Source organism: Bifidobacterium jacchi, assembly GCF_009078285.1.
GTDB lineage: Bacteria > Actinomycetota > Actinomycetes > Actinomycetales > Bifidobacteriaceae > Bifidobacterium > Bifidobacterium jacchi.
Genome location: NZ_RQSP01000007.1, coordinates 41,824 through 57,211 on the forward strand (window position 1 = coordinate 41,824; position 15,388 = coordinate 57,211).

At 61.7% G+C, this 15,388-nt stretch carries 9 protein-coding genes and 3 pseudogenes; 10 read left to right on the top strand and 2 right to left on the bottom strand.

Features of this window, described 5'->3' with window-relative positions; genetic code table 11:
- Both EHS19_RS10700 and hutH read left to right on the top strand, forming a co-directional pair.
- The coding region (locus EHS19_RS10700; protein WP_175578273.1) for a hypothetical protein at positions 1-193 on the top strand (193 nt) is incomplete at its 5' end.
- A gap of 335 nt (positions 194-528) precedes the next feature.
- Positions 529-2,094, top strand: a complete 1,566-nt coding sequence (hutH, locus tag EHS19_RS03385) for a histidine ammonia-lyase (RefSeq protein WP_151916387.1) — start codon at positions 529-531, stop codon at positions 2,092-2,094.
- Between the two features lie 150 nt (positions 2,095-2,244).
- Here hutH and clpB read toward each other — a convergent pair whose 3' ends face one another.
- A complete protein-coding gene (clpB, locus tag EHS19_RS03390; RefSeq protein WP_151916388.1) occupies positions 2,245-4,899 on the bottom strand; it encodes an ATP-dependent chaperone ClpB in 2,655 nt (884 codons plus the stop codon).
- Between the two features lie 574 nt (positions 4,900-5,473).
- Here clpB and EHS19_RS03395 point away from each other — a divergent pair.
- A complete protein-coding gene (locus EHS19_RS03395) occupies positions 5,474-6,403 on the top strand; it encodes an AEC family transporter (RefSeq protein ID WP_151916389.1) in 930 nt (309 codons plus the stop codon).
- A gap of 142 nt (positions 6,404-6,545) precedes the next feature.
- On the opposite strand, the gene EHS19_RS03400 is transcribed toward EHS19_RS03395, so the two are convergent.
- On the bottom strand, positions 6,546-9,290 hold the full coding sequence (locus EHS19_RS03400; RefSeq protein ID WP_151916415.1) for an HAD-IC family P-type ATPase: 2,745 nt from the start codon (positions 9,288-9,290) through the stop codon (positions 6,546-6,548).
- Between the two features lie 147 nt (positions 9,291-9,437).
- On the opposite strand from EHS19_RS03400, the gene EHS19_RS03405 reads away from it, so the two are divergent.
- The 7 genes and pseudogenes from EHS19_RS03405 to EHS19_RS10705 form a co-directional block, all read left to right on the top strand.
- A complete protein-coding gene (locus EHS19_RS03405) occupies positions 9,438-9,719 on the top strand; it encodes a metal-sensitive transcriptional regulator (RefSeq protein WP_151916390.1) in 282 nt (93 codons plus the stop codon).
- A gap of 48 nt (positions 9,720-9,767) precedes the next feature.
- Entirely contained in the window at positions 9,768-11,153 is a 1,386-nt protein-coding gene (locus EHS19_RS03410; RefSeq protein ID WP_151916391.1) for a DNA recombination protein RmuC, read from the top strand.
- A 207-nt stretch (positions 11,154-11,360) separates the two neighbouring features.
- Positions 11,361-12,044, top strand: coding sequence for a type I phosphoribosyltransferase (locus EHS19_RS03415; RefSeq protein ID WP_151916392.1), 684 nt, complete (start codon positions 11,361-11,363; stop codon positions 12,042-12,044).
- 356 nt (positions 12,045-12,400) lie between these two features.
- Positions 12,401-12,916 (top strand): annotated as a pseudogene (locus EHS19_RS11715) (RNA methyltransferase); the annotation flags it as partial.
- Between the two features lie 39 nt (positions 12,917-12,955).
- Positions 12,956-13,237 (top strand): annotated as a pseudogene (locus tag EHS19_RS11720) (TrmH family RNA methyltransferase); the annotation flags it as partial.
- Between the two features lie 848 nt (positions 13,238-14,085).
- Positions 14,086-15,027, top strand: a complete 942-nt coding sequence (locus EHS19_RS03425) for an ABC transporter ATP-binding protein (protein WP_151916394.1) — start codon at positions 14,086-14,088, stop codon at positions 15,025-15,027.
- Positions 15,024-15,388, top strand: a pseudogene (locus tag EHS19_RS10705) (hypothetical protein); the annotation flags it as partial. The gene EHS19_RS03425 and the pseudogene EHS19_RS10705, both read left to right, overlap by 4 nt.

A 15,388-nucleotide genomic window follows, 5' to 3' on the forward strand; every position in this document is an offset into this window, starting at 1 on the left:
CAAGCCGACCATTCCAACGGAGTCGAACGGCGATCTGATCGACAAGAGCAAGCCTCAGGCATCCGGCGAACCGCGCAATTCCAAGCTGAGCGACACCGGCAGCGAGACGGCAACGATGGCGATCATCACCGCCGCGTTGCTTGCGCTGTCGGCGGCGGCCACAGCGGGAGCCATTCGGCGCAGGCGCGGATGAGGCCGCGCGGATAGCGATGCACGGCCGGTTCCGTTCGCACTGGTCACTGCGGCGCGCCTTGTGACGCGCTTTGCAGCGATCAACGCGAACGGAACCGGCCGTGCCATATAATGCGGTGCCATATAATGCATAGGCGTCACAAAACGACACAGCAACATCCGTCACAAGCCGTACGACGATGGCGGCCGCGAGCGTCCACGGCCGCAACGACCGCAGCCGCAACGGCACCAGCCGCAACGACAACGGCCGCAACGACAACAGCACCAGCGCGGTCTCAGCGGCAACAGCCCTAGCGGCAACGCGACCAGACGGGAAAGGAATGGAGGAGTCCCGACATGAACCAGAGCGCGAATCCGCAGCCAATCACCATCGGTATCGGCGCGATGAGCATCGATCAGGTGATCGCGGTCGCTCGCAACAATGCGAAAGTGGTCATCAGCGACGAGGCGAAGCATGAGATGGCGATCAGCCGCGCCATCATCGATTCGCTGGCGGACGACACCGTGCCGCACTACGGCATTTCGACCGGCTTCGGAGCGCTCGCGTCCACGTCCATAGCCAAGGATCAGCGCGCGCAGCTGCAGAAGAGCCTGATTCGCTCGCATGCGGCCGGCGCGGGCCCCGAAGTGGAGCACGAGGTGGTGCGCGCGCTGCTGGCGCTGCGTCTGAGCACGCTGTGCACCGGACGTACCGGCGTGCGGCCCGAAACCGCGCAGGTGTACGCCAACATGCTCAACGCGGGCATCACGCCGGTCGTCTACGAATATGGTTCGCTTGGATGCTCCGGCGATCTTGCGCCGCTTGCCGCCTGCGCGCTCGTCGCGATGGGCGAGGGCGAGGCATACAACGAGTACGGACGAAAGATGCCGGGCGGCGAAGCGCTGCGGTCCGCCGGCATCACGCCGGTCGATCTTCGCGAGAAGGAGGGGCTGGCGCTGGTGAACGGCACGGACGGCATGCTCGGCATGCTGTGCATGGCCATCACCGATCTGCGGCTGCTGTTGAAGACCGCTGATATCGCGGCCGCGATGAGCGTCGAGGGGATGCTGGGCAATGATCGCGTGTTTGCGGCGGATCTTCAGGCGCTGCGGCCGCATCGTGGGCAGGCTGATTCCGCGGCGAACATCGCGCTGATGCTGCGCGGCTCGGGGCTGATCGAGGCCGGTCGCCCCGGTTCGACGGTGCGCGTGCAGGACGCCTATTCGCTGCGATGCACGCCGCAGGTGCATGGTGCCGCCCGCGATACGGTGGCGTATGCCGCGTCGGTGGCCGACGTGGAGTTGGCTTCGGCGATCGACAATCCATGCGTGACGCTTGACGGCCGCGTCGAGTCGAACGGCAACTTCCATGGGGCGCCGCTCGCCTATGTGCTTGATTTTCTTGCGATTCCAACCGCTGACGTGGCATCGATCTCGGAACGGCGCACGGATCGGTTCCTTGACGTGGCGCGCAACCGCGGTCTGCCGGCGTTTCTTGCCGGCGATCCCGGCGTGGATTCCGGTTTCATGATCGCCCAGTACACTGCGGCGGGCATCGTTTCGGAGCTGAAGCGCAATGCCGTGCCCGCTTCGGTCGATTCGATTCCGAGCTCCGCCATGCAGGAGGACCATGTGTCGATGGGATGGGCCGCCGCGCGTAAGCTGCGCAGGTCGATTCCCGCGTTCGCCCGCGTGCTGGCGGTCGAACTGCTGTGCTCGTGCCGTTCGTTCGACTTCCGCAAGCCGTATCGGCCGGGTGCCGCCGGAGCCGCCGTCTACCGGGTGGTACGCCGGTATGCGAATGCGGTGAGCCCGCAGACCCGCGATACGTGGACGACACCGCAGATCGAGGGCGTTGCTCAGGCGATCATGGACGGCGAGATTCTCGCCGCCGCCGAAAGCGCCGTCGGCACGCTGCGGTAGTCGGGGCTGTCGACGCGCTGCAATAAGCGGGGCGCGATAGCGAGAAGATGACAACGCGGCAGTGAGCCGCAGGCGACGCGACAGCGAGCTGTTGAACGCCAGCTACCTCGCGTTCAACAGCCCGGCTGTTTTATCCGGCTGTCGCCCCGATCAGTCGGCCTTTACGGATTCGACGTGCACCGAGCCGTCGTCATCCGGATCGGTGGGCATGGTGCTCAGATCCAGATGATCACCGCCGGTCTGGTCGACCAGCACCGTATCGCCATCGTGCACCTTGCCGGCGAGCAGCATGCGTGCCAGCTGATCGCCGACCTCGGTCTGCACGAGCCGACGCAGCGGACGAGCACCGTATGCCGGGTCGTAGCCGGTGTCGGCGAGCCATTCGCGCGCGGCGTCGGTGACGTCGAGACGGATGCGGCGATCGGTGAGGCGGGATGCGACCTGCGCGACCTGGATGTTCACGATGCCGCCCAGCTCCTCGCGGGTGAGCGGATGGAACATGACGATCTCGTCGAGACGGTTGAGGAACTCCGGCTTGAAGTTCATGTGCACCGCGTCCATCACAGCCTTCTTCTTGGCGTCCGCGTCCATGTCCTGATTGACGAGGAACTGCGAGCCGAGGTTCGAGGTCATGATGAGGATCGTGTTCTTGAAGTCCACGGTCCGTCCCTGGCCATCGGTCAGACGACCATCATCGAGCACCTGCAGCAGCACGTCGAAGACTTCCGGATTGGCCTTCTCAACCTCGTCGAACAGCACCACGGAGTAGGGGCGACGACGAACGGCTTCGGTCAGCTGACCGCCTTCCTCGTAGCCCACGTATCCAGGTGCCGCGCCGATGAGGCGGCTTACAGACGCCTTCTCCATGTATTCGCTCATGTCGATGCGCACCATGGCCTTCTCGTCGTCGAACAGGAAGTCCGCGAGCGCCTTGGCGAGCTCGGTCTTGCCGACGCCGGTGGGGCCGAGGAACAGGAATGAGCCTGTCGGACGGTTCGGGTCGGAGATGCCGGCGCGTGAACGGCGCACCGCGTCGGAGACTGCTGCGATGGCTTCCTTCTGGCCGATCACGCGCTTGCCGAGGTACTCCTCCATGTGCAGGAGCTTCTCGTTTTCGCCCTGCATGAGGCGCCCCACGGGGATGCCGGTCCATTCGGAGACGATGCCGGCCACCGAATCGGCATCCACATGGTCGGGCACCATCGGCTCGGGCTTTCCGGAGCCTTCGGTGTTCTCTTCCGCGTCGGCCTTCTCCGCTGCGTCAAGCTGCTTTTGGATCGCTGGGATCTCGCCGTAGAGGATGCGGCTCGCTTCGGCGAGGTTGCCTTCGCGAGTGAACTTGTCGGCTTCGACGCGCTTGGCGTCAAGCTGGGCGCGCAGGTCACCGACCTTGTTGTGGCCGGCCTTCTCCGCGTCCCACCGCGCCTTGAGACCGCTGAGCTTCTCACGCGCGTCGGCCATTTCGGCCTGTAGCTTCTCCAAACGCTCCTTGGAGGCCGGGTCCTCGGCCTTCTTGAGCTGCATCTCCTCCATTTCGTAGCGGGTCACCTTGCGCTGGAGCTCATCGATCTCCTCCGGGGAGGAGTCGAGTTCCATACGCAGGTGCGCGGCCGCCTCATCGACCAGATCGATGGCCTTGTCGGGCAGCTGACGGCCGGAGATGTACCGGTTGGACAGCGTGGCCGCGGCGACCAGCGCGTCGTCGCCGATCGTCACCTTGTGGTGCGCCTCGTAGCGTTGCTTGAGGCCACGCAGAATGGCGATCGTGTCCTCGACGGACGGCTCGCCGACGTACACCTGCTGGAAACGACGCTCCAGCGCCGGATCCTTTTCGATGTTCTCACGGTATTCGTCAAGCGTGGTCGCGCCGATCAGGCGCAGTTCGCCACGGGCCAGCATGGGCTTGAGCATGTTGCCGGCATCCATCGAGCCTTCGGCGGCTCCGGCGCCGACGATCGTGTGGATCTCGTCGATGAACGTGATGATCTCGCCGTTCGCGCTTTTGATCTCGTTGAGCACGCTCTTGAGGCGTTCCTCGAATTCTCCACGGTACTTGGAGCCCGCCACCATGGAGCCGAGGTCGAGGCTGATGAGCTTCTTGTGCTGCAGCGTGGTCGGCACGTCACCGGCGACGATGCGCTGCGCGAGCCCTTCGACGACGGCGGTCTTGCCGACGCCGGGCTCGCCGATCAGCACCGGGTTGTTCTTGGTTCGACGGCTGAGGATCTGGATGACGCGGCGGATCTCCTGATCGCGGCCGATCACCGGGTCGAGCTTGCCTTCCTTGGCGGCGGCTGTCAGATCGGTGGAGTACTTCTCCAGCGCCTTGTAGCTGCCTTCCGCGTCGGGGCTGGTGACCTTGGCACCGCCACGAACAGTCGGCACGGCCTTGCGCAGAGCCTCCGGCGTGACGCCGGCCTTCTTGAGAATGTCGGCGCTTTCGTTAGGCGCGCTGGCGGCGATGCCGATGAGCAGATGCTCGGTGGAGACGTACTCGTCCCCCATCTGCTGCATCTCCTTTTCGGCCTGAGCAAGCGCAGCGGTCAGCTGACGGCTTGCCTGGGGCTGGGATGTGGTGGACCCGGATGCGCTGGGCAATGCGACCAATGCGTTGCGCACTGCGGCGCCAATGGCCTTGACGTCTCCACCTGCCGCCTGAATAAGCCCTTGGATGACCCCGTTCTCCTGACGCAGCAGGGCATCCATGACATGCAAAGTCTCCACTTGGGCGTTGCCCGCGGCGGCCGCGCTCTGAATGGCGTCGCCGATGGCCTCCTGGGCCATCGTAGTGAACTTCTGTTCCATATCAACCTCCGTATGATGATTCGTGTCTCGTCTTCGTCAGCGCGATTCCAGCGATGATTTCGGACATCGCTTGAACGCGCTTTCGTGTTTCTGATTCACTCAACCATCCTCACGCCCATTCTATTCCCAAAACTTGAGTCATGCTCACTCAAGTTTCCGACCACTGATGCAGGCTGCGGACATCGCCCGCCACTGAGCACATTGCCGTCTTGCGCCCGATATCTCATTGCGCATTGCGCTCCGATATCTCGGTCACGTCGAATCAATCACCAAGTCGGGTGCGCACTGCGCCGGCAGCCGACGGCGCATCGCCCTCGCGGACAGCTCACGCGTTGATATGCCGTCACAGCGTCGAAAACCGCTGTGCCGACGACCATCACACCGGACCAGCCATCGCAATGGAGTGACTACGCACTGGAGCGACTGCCCCGACGGACTATCGACGAACCGGGCGGTCACTGACCTTGATCAGTCACTGCGCGATACGATCGACCACTGCCGCTCGTGTTGCTCCTACACTGTGGTTCGGCGGAGCCGCTTCAAGGCCCACCATCCAAGAGAGATCGAGAGAACCATGCTTTTTCAGGCCGGCGCACTACTGCTCGCCATTCTCGGAACCTATGCGCTCAAGCATCTGCACGTCTTCGGCGAACGCGACTACAGGGTCGCACAGGGCTTGGTGTTCAACCTGACCCTTCCCTGTGCGATCATGCTGTCGTTCGCGACGAATCGGCATGACATGCGCATGTTGTGGATCGTACTGTTCGGTTTCTTCGCCTGTGCCGTTCCTCTGTTTGTAGTGTTTGTTGGATCGCGTGGCGACGAACGCAACTACCGGGCGTTTCAGATGCTCAATGCATCCGGACTGAACCTCGGAGCGTTCTGTCTTCCGGTGGTGCAGACGTTCATGGGAGCCTCCGCCGGGTTGCCGATCATCATGCTCGATATCGGCAACGCCACAGTGGCCACAGCGGGTTCATTGACCATCACGCGAACGCTGTTGCATATGGACGGCAGCTTCCGCTCACTGCCGTTGCGGCTCCGTCTGCGCAACATAGCCCGCGATTTTCTCGGTTCGATCAGCTTCGACATGTACATGCTGATGCTGATCCTCATGTTCGCGCACGTCACCATCCCGCAGCCGATCATCACGCTGATCACGCCGTTCGCCAACGCGAACGCGTTTTGCGCGATGGCGATGATCGGACTGATGATGGAGGTGCCGGACAGTCGCAAGGACCGTATGGAGCTTGTGCGCGTGATCGTATGGCGTGCGGTGTTTGGCGTGCTGATCGCAATCGCCGCATGGTTCCTGCTGCCGTTCGACATGCGTATCCGCGAGATCATCGTACTGGGGGCGTTCGCCCCGATCACGATATTCTCCACGAAGTTCACCGACTCGCTGACAGGCAATGCGAAGCTGGCCGGATTCTCCCTGACCGTGACCGCCGTGCTGTCGCTGGTGGTGATGACCGCGCTTCACGCGGCCCTCCCCGGTGTCTGACAACCGCCTGCGTCACCGGCTCTGGAGCCATTTGCACAGACGTATCGGACACCATCGCATTCGGCATCATCCGCCGGCTGTCATCCCATCGTTAGCGATGCTGAAGATGTCACCCGGCAGAATCCACTCGAATGGGCTGACGCTATTTCTCGAGGAAAATCTGCGGGGCCTTGGCGAAATTGTTGGCACAGTGTTCACCGCAGAAGTAATAGGTCCGGCCCTCATAGTCGCGGGTGATCGAATCGGCATTCACCGAAACCGTCATGCCGCACACCGGGTCGGTCGCGGTCTGGGCTCCTTCCGTGGTGGCCGTATGGTTCATGTTCATGTGATGCATTTCCATGTGATGCTCCTTGTTTGACATATGGGTGTTGTTGTCGGAGCCTGCGACGGGCGCATGCTCCAAGTGCTTCTCGCGCGATGACTCGCGTCCCTCGGCAGTGGATTGTTCCGCATCCTTATGCGAAGGTTCGCTAAGGCGGCCCCTCTGATCTCGGGATTCCTGAAGATGGGTCAGCGAAGTGGCCTCATCGATGATGACGCGTGGCTCGCGCCGGGTCCCTGCGGCCTGCGCCCGGGAAGTCCCGTCATCACCACTGCGTTCCACGTCTGCTTGACCGACATGCCCACCATTGCCGACTCGTTCTCGAGATCCGTCGATGCGCGCCGCGTGCAGACGGTTGGCGTTGAGCACCAGACAGACGGAGCTCAGAGCCATGGCCAGACCGGCGATCATCGGGCTGAGCAGCCAGCCGGTGAAGGGATACAGCACACCGGCGGCGAGCGGAATGCCGATCACGTTGTACCCGAACGCCCACATCAGGTTCTCTTTGATGTTGCGCATGGTCGCGCTGGACAGAGCAATCGTCTTGAGCACGCCCCGCAGATCGCCATTCATCAGCGTCACATCCGCCGATTGCATCGCGACGTCCGTACCCGTTCCGATGGCGATGCCCAGATCAGCCTGCGCGAGAGCCGGCGCATCGTTGATGCCATCGCCGACCATCGCGACATGTCCCTGGGGGACCTCTCCCAGCGACGACGCGTCAGTGCCATCTCTGACCTGCTGCAACCGACGAATCCAATACGCCTTGCCATCCGGCCGCACCTGAGCGATGACCGTATCAATGCCTACCTGACGAGCGATACGTTCAGCCACATCCGCCTTGTCACCGGACAGCATGACCGTGCGGATTCCGGCTGCATGCAGCGCGGCGACGGCTTCACGCGAGCCTTGCTTGATGGGATCGTTCTCGTAGCTCGGCCTGCCATCCGCGCTGCCGGCGCCGGCATCAACCGCGTCGATTCGTCCTTCGGTGATCGTTCCGGTTTTGTCAAACACCACAGTGCGGATGTCTCTCGCCTGTTCCAGAGCTTTTGCGGAGGTAACCAGCACACCGTTCGTCGCGCCAAGACCGGTCGCCGCGGTGACCGACAACGGTGTGGCCAGACCAAGAGCGCAGGGGCACGCAATGATGAGCACGCTGACCGCCGTGACCAGTGCATGCGCAAGCTTCGGCTCCGGACCTAACGCAAACCAAATGGCAAAGGTCCAGACGGCGATGATCATCACCGCCGGCACGAATATACGGGCGATCCGATCAGCCAGCTTCTGCACTGGAGCCTTGGTGGCCTGAGCACGGCGCACCATCATGATGATCTGAGCGAGTACAGTGTCTCCCCCAACCTGCGTGGCGCGCATAAGCACCTCGCCGTGAAGCAGCACGGTCGCACCCGTGACAGGATCCTTGGCCGATTTGCTGATCGGCTTGGACTCGCCGGTGATCATGGACTCATCCACCGTCGCCGAACCCGACACGATCCGGCCATCGACCGGAATGCGTTCGCCGGCTCGCACAACCAGCAACTCCCCCACGGAGACGCGCTCAATGTCGACATCGCGGGCTCGTCTGACATCACGCCAATCGACATCCTCACCCTCAACGACGTGCGCAACTCGCGGCCGCAGCCTGATCAACGACTGAACCGCTTTGCCCGTGCCCTCACGGGCCTTGGTCTCCAGCAGTCTGCCGACCAGCACCAAGGTGATGACGACCCCGACCGACTCAAAATACGGTTCGCGAGAGCCTTCCGGAAACAGTGGGGAAGCCACGCATAGTGCAAGACTGTAGATATAGGCGGCAGCCGTGCCCAGCGTCACCAGCGAATTCATGTCGGGTGAACGATGGACGAGCGCCGGAACGCCCACTCGATGAATGGGGGCACCGCAGTAGAACATGACCGGGGTAATGAGAATCGCCTGCAGCCACGGATTCATCAGCCAGTCAGGAAGAGCGACATGCCCCGTAAGCATGAGCATCATCGGCACGAAGACCGGCAACGTAAGTACCGTGCCGATGGCGATCAGCACGCTTAGCTGACGGATCTCCTTGGCGCGTTCGGCGCTCTCGCTCCGCTCATCCGACAACACATCTTCGGGGTTTCCTCGATGGGCGGCCTGATTGCTTCCATGCACCTCATCCTGATGCACTTCAGCGCTTCCGTCACCGACGACACGCAACAGTCCGTGAACCATGTTCATGCCGCACGCGAACGGATAGTCACCTGCCGCAAGCGCGGGAAGCCGCACCTGCGTGGTCTCGTTCCCCGGAAGCATGGCATCTACGCCGAGATCGGAGAAAACGACATGCGACGTGCATTCCCCAGTCTCACGGCGATCGAAGCCCAGCGTTATGGGAACACCGGCTTCCAGCTCGATCACATCAGGCGAATAGCCGCCTCGGACCACGATGGTCGCCCGCTGCTCCCCTCCCTTCACCGAGCCTTTGACGCCCCGCCGCTCGGCAAAGAAAAACCGTATGACGGCCCATGTGATCACCGCCGCAACCAGCAGCGACACCGCACACAGGAAGATGTTGAAGTCCATGACCGCTCCTTCCGCCTTCATCATACTCCAGCCAGGTATATACCCTATACCCCCACTGGGTATATGTGGGAACAAGTGTACGACACATACCCCCAAGGGGTATAATGAGCGTGTCGCACTTGTTTCATCGCGGAATGGAGGCATCCCGTGCGAGGGTACGGAGAAGACAAATCGAAAATCATCGCGCGACTGCGCCGCATCGAAGGGCAGGTGCACGCCATCGAGAACATGGTCGAAGAGGACCGCTACTGCATCGACGTGCTGACGCAGATTTCCGCATCGAACTCCGCCTTGGAATCAGTGGCACTGCTACTGCTGCAGGACCACCTCTCCCACTGCGTCAGGCAGGCTGCGGAAAACGGAGGCGAGGTGGCGGACGAGAAAATCGAGGAGGTCTCGACCGCCGTGGCAAGGCTTGTGCGCTCATAGCGACAACGCGACACGCGAACGTCCACGCCATGCGATTGCATAGAACACATGTTCGATAATGAGATTGTTGGTGTGCTGCTGATCATTCTGGCTGCGGCACTTGGGGCATTCGCCGGTTTCGTGCTGGGACGGGCCAAGGGGCAGGAATCGGCCCGTCTGGTCAAGTCCCACGAGCTGGACGACGAAAAGGCCCGAACCGAGCAGCTGCGCGCACAAACCGCGCAGCTGCAGGCGGATTGCGCCCAGCTGCGCGCACAAGGCGAGGGACTGAGCCAGCAACTGTCATTCGCCAAATCGCAGTTGGCGCAATCCCAGCAGGCCGAGCAGATTCGCATCCAAAGGGAACGCGAACGCGCCGCATCCGAGGAGGAACGCCGACGCCGCGAGCAGGCGGAGGGACTCAGCGAGCAAAGCAAGGTGCTCGCCGCGCTCGCTCCAGTGCAGAAGAACCTCGATGCACTGCAACAAAAAGTCGCGCAGATCGAAGAGGGGCGCAAACGGGAGATGGGCGCGCTCGGGGAACAGCTCAAAGGCCTTGGCGAGCAGCAGACGCGTCTCGACCGGGAAACGAGCTCGCTATCGGCCGCCTTGCGCAATAACAAGGTGCGAGGCGCATGGGGCGAAGCCCAGCTGCGCAACATCGTGGAATCGGCGGGGCTTCTGGAGCATGTGGATTTCGACACCCAGGTCGTGGTGACCGATTCATCCGGAAACACCCAAAGGCCTGACATGATCGTGCATCTGCCCGGCGGCAAGACCATTCCAATTGACGCCAAGGTCCCCTATGCCGACTATCAAAGAGCGTGCGCCATTCCAGACAACGCATCCCCGGAGGAGCTCGCCCGCCGCGACGAACTGCTCAAGGCGCATGCAAAGGCCCTGCGCGAGCACGTCCGGGCTCTCGGAGACAAGGCGTATTGGAACTCGTTCGACACCGCGCCAGACTTCGTCGTGGCGTTCATCCCCAACGAAGCGCTGCTGCAATCCGCGATGGAAACCGATCCGACGCTGATGGACGACGCGTTCGCCCGCAAGGTGGCATTGACGTCTCCCGTCACGCTTTGGGCGGTGCTCAAATCCGTGGCATACGCATGGCAGCAGCAGAACCTGACCGATGACGCGAAAACGCTGTTCGAGCTGTCGCGGGATCTTTACGGAAGACTGGCCAAGGTGGGAGAATACGCCACAGCACTCGGCAGATCGATCACACGCACCGTACTCGCATACAACAAGTTCGCCAGTTCATTGGAGTCGCGCGTACTGCCCACGGCACGCAAGCTACAGAAACTTGATCAGGCCACCGTCATCAATCAGGTCGAGCTCCTCGACCCGGACAAAACCGACATCAAGGAGCTTACCGCCCCCGAGCTCTTCGATACCGAGTCCAACGATGCCAAGTCCGACGGCACCAAGCCCCGCGAGAATGGAGACTGATTCGAGACGCAGATATCCCGAGCCACAAAGCAGCACGCCCCCCAACGGCACCAAACGCAGCACAATATCAATAGCCGCAGAGACCGACTGCAATACAGCGTCAACACGGCAGCGGCATGACAGCCATGCCGGCAACGACATGGCAGCAGCGACACGGCGACACATCAGGCTCGCCGACGATCAAGTCACGACGATAGGGTGAATACCATGAGCGAACAGAGCGTTTTCCGTAAGACCGGAGCCAAGTCGTCTTCAGCCAACACAGGCTCTCAATCAGGTGCCGTCAATGGCACCGCCACCGTGCAGTCGGCATCCGAATTCACCATGCTCGACCCGCGCAACCAGCTGGCATCACTGCTCAGACAGGAGCTTGCCGGCAAGCCCTTCTGCGAGCTGAGCGCAGTAACGCTCGACCATCGAGGTGCCGGAGTGGTAGGACATCTGCTCCTCGACGCATTGGAGGAGCAGGGATATTCGGTGGACGACTTCGATGCGGTAGGGGCGCTGACCGCAGCAGCAGTGCCACTGGTCTGCGCCATGATACAGGCGGCCGCGTCCCGAGGCGAAGATCTTGACGGCTTCATCATGGATTTCGTCTATCCCTCGATCAAAGGGCCGTCCATCGCCGGCAAGCGAGTGATACTGCTCGACTCATGGCTGTCCGAAAAGTCATATGTGCAGACCTCCTCGCTGGTCACTCTTCGCAACGGCAACGAACTGAGCCTCGACTTCAGCGTCGTCGAACATGAAGGAGCGACAGTGCTGGCTGTAGCATCGCTGATCGGCGGCGTGGACATGACCAGCCCGCACATCACGGTGGTGAACCCCGTCAACGGGGAGAAACACGATCTGCCGTTCATCGAGGTCTTCAAGGAATCCGAACTGCGCTAGTGGTATGCCTCGCAATCATCTGAGTGGCGTTGGCTTCCTCTGATGAGGGGGCTGTCAGCGAAGCTGACTGGGGGAGAGACAGAAGCTGGACCTCTCAACCAATTACAAGACAGACCACTAATGTCTTGATCGCAAACTCGTTTCATTGGAAAAACCGTGTATTTGCCGGGATTCCAAGGACGAATTGACGAACAGGCTTCTGACGAAGGACCCCGACTCCAAGCATCCGCAGTTCGACGAAGGGGCTGCACTAACAGACCGGCGCACCAAGCCGTGAAGCAGGCGGCGCATTCTGCGATCACGGGAACGCACCTGCCAGGAACGCACTTCACACATACAGGAAGGAAGGAACGACCATGCATACGCCCAATCCCGTCTCGCTGGAGGCGAAACGATCCGGCGAGCCCGCGCTACGGGAGATCGGCGTCGGCCCATGGCTCGAAACCCATCCCGGGGAGCCGCGCCCCGATGATCCCTCATCACCCAACTACGATCCGCGATACGATGCCTCGCTGCTCAACGAAGGCGACCGGCGCAATGTGCTCGACCGATACAGGTACTGGAGCGTGTCTGCCATCCGCGACGATCTCGACGCCCACGGCAGACACGACTTTGAAGTCGCCATCGAAAACTGGACGCACGACTTCAACATCGGCTCGATAGTGCGAACGGCCAACGCCTTCACCGCGCGACGAGTCCACATCGTCGGACCACACAAGTGGAATCGCAAAGGCTCGCTGATGACCGAGCTGTACAGCCACGTCGAGCATCATCCCAGCATCAGCGAGCTCGTCGGATGCTGGAGACAGCGCATCGCAGGCGAAATTGCAGCGGAACAAGCGCTCGCAGCGGCTGCGGCATACCACGCCCATCAGGCGGCCGAACGAAACGATCTCGCCATACTCGCACAGAAAACCACCGAAATCGGCGACCATGACGCACGTATTCGCGAACTGGAGAACGCGCGTGTCATCGCCCTCGACATCATTCCCGGAGCCGTGCCCATAGAAACCTACCGGTTCCCCAAACGATGCCTCATGCTGTTCGGCGCCGAAGGCCCCGGACTATCCAAAAAGGCACTCGAACTGGCCGACGACGTGGTCTACATCTCACAGTTCGGATCGGTGCGTTCCATCAATGCCGGTGCAGCCGCAGCAGTCGCCATGCACTGCTGGATCGCACAGCACGCATAGTGTCCTGCGTCGCGTATTCATTTCACTGGAAAAACCGCGTTTTCGCTGGAATTTCAAGTTGGAATTTCAAGGACGAATTAGGGAACGAACTTCTGACGGAGGACGCTAGTATCCTGCATCAGAAATTCATTGACGAATGCACTACCCCTCAGCCCCGCGTCGCGGGCCAGCTCGATCCAGCAATCACGGACGCGCTGCGCGCGCGGTTTGCCGGCTCGCCGGTCGGCTCGCACAGCACCTACAAACAGCCCCGCTGTTTGCTTCACGGTGCTGTCCTGACAAGGGGAACCGACGATATAATCAACGAACTTCTGACGGAGGACGCTAGTCATCCGTCTCGCAATTGTCTAAGTCGATTGTCCGAGTATTGCCCCGTGACGGGGCTGGCGACCGTCACTGGATTCTCGAGAATGCGGTCAACTCATTGCCCCCCCGCAACGGGGACAATGAGTTGACCGCGATGAAATGCAAACTGCCACCTTCCATCATGTGCGAATCGGGAACACTGGTCACACCTGATCAAAACCAGTGATCGTAATTCGGGAGAGCAGTGGCCATCTCCCGAATTTCGTCATTGACGACATCTCACCGAACTTTTTTCGGGAATGCACCCCACTGCTCCCGAATTTCGTTCACTGACCAGCCGCCAGCGATCGTAATTCGGGAGATCAACAGTCAATTCCCGAATTTCGTTCACTGGCGGCGGTCCAGTGAGATGCGCGGTCCAGCAGGGTGCAGCAGTCCAGCGGGGTGCGGCGGCAGTCCAGCAGATCATCTCATACATAATCGAGGGATTATTGACCTCCTACACCAATGAGACCGGGCACCGGGTACCGTATGCTGGACTTATGATCGAAATTAGGGGACTCAGCAAGCGTTTCGGCACCAAAACCGCCCTCGACAACGTCAGTTTCACTGCCGAAGACGGCAAAGTGACCGGATTCCTCGGCCCGAACGGTGCCGGCAAATCCACCACCATGCGGGCCGCACTTGGCCTCATCCGGCCCGACGCAGGGCAAGCTCTCATCGACGGCCGCCCATTCGCAAAACTCGCAGCGCCAATGGCCGAAGTGGGTGCGGTCCTCGACGCGAAATCCGCACACAAAGGGCGCTCCGCATACGCGCATCTGCGAGCGCTCGCCGCGACCAACGGCATCGGCAAAACGCGCGTCGACGACGTGATGGACATCACCGGCATCGCATCAGTCAAAACACGCAAAGCCGGCAAATTCTCACTCGGCATGAGCCAGCGGCTGTCGATAGCCGCCGCGCTCCTCGGCGATCCGCACAACCTCGTGCTCGATGAGCCGATCAACGGCCTCGACCCGGAAGGCGTCAAATGGGTCCGAGACCTGTGCCGCGAATGCGCACGTCAGGGCCGCGCGGTACTGCTCAGCTCCCACCTGATGAGCGAAGTCGCGCTCACCGCCGACAATCTGGTCATCATCGGGCGCGGCCGCATACTGGAAACCACGTCCGTCGAATCATTCGTCGCCGAACACTCCGGTCACACGCTGCGCGTCATCACCCCACAGCCGGACAAGCTCCATGCGATCTTCGCGCAGGCGCCCGGCATCACGATCACACCGCTGCCCCGCTCCACCGGCGACCCACAGCAAGGTCAGGCGTTCCGCATCGCCGGAGCCGACCTCGCAAGAACGGCCGACGTATTCGCCCGCGCGCAGCTCGTCGTCTACCAATTCATCGAGGAACAGGCGTCGCTGGAAGACGCCTACATGGCACTCACCCACGCCAGCGCCGAATACGTATCCAAGGAGCCGATCCGATGAACAACGACCCCATGAACAGCGCCCCGATGAACCGCACCGCTCAGAACGCGCAGAACGTCCCGAATCCCCAGAACACCAGCCAGACGCCGTTCAGCACAGCCGCGACAAACCCGGCAGCCTCCGCCCCTACTCCCGTGATGCAGACCGCGCCGTCCGCATCACAGCAGCCAGCGCAGCCCGCATCACAGCAGCCCGCACAATCCACATCACCGCAGCCCTCCAACCAGCGTTCCAACGCGCCCCAATCAACGCAATACCAGCAGCAATACCAGCCGCAATATCCGCAGCCGCAGCCACAAGCACAGACCCCGCAACCGCAGTTCCAGCCCCAGCAGCCCCAGCAACCGCAGTTCCAGCCCCA

Excerpts from the sequence above, each read along its gene's own strand:
- hutH (WP_151916387.1), top strand. The coding sequence starts at position 529 with ATGAACCAGAGCGCGAATCCGCAGCCAATCACCATCGGTATCGGCGCG.
- clpB (WP_151916388.1), bottom strand. The coding sequence starts at position 4,899 with ATGGAACAGAAGTTCACTACGATGGCCCAGGAGGCCATCGGCGACGCC.
- EHS19_RS03395 (WP_151916389.1), top strand. The coding sequence starts at position 5,474 with ATGCTTTTTCAGGCCGGCGCACTACTGCTCGCCATTCTCGGAACCTAT.
- EHS19_RS03400 (WP_151916415.1), bottom strand. The coding sequence starts at position 9,290 with ATGGACTTCAACATCTTCCTGTGTGCGGTGTCGCTGCTGGTTGCGGCG.
- EHS19_RS03410 (WP_151916391.1), top strand. The coding sequence starts at position 9,768 with ATGTTCGATAATGAGATTGTTGGTGTGCTGCTGATCATTCTGGCTGCG.
- EHS19_RS03415 (WP_151916392.1), top strand. The coding sequence starts at position 11,361 with ATGAGCGAACAGAGCGTTTTCCGTAAGACCGGAGCCAAGTCGTCTTCA.
- EHS19_RS03425 (WP_151916394.1), top strand. The coding sequence starts at position 14,086 with ATGATCGAAATTAGGGGACTCAGCAAGCGTTTCGGCACCAAAACCGCC.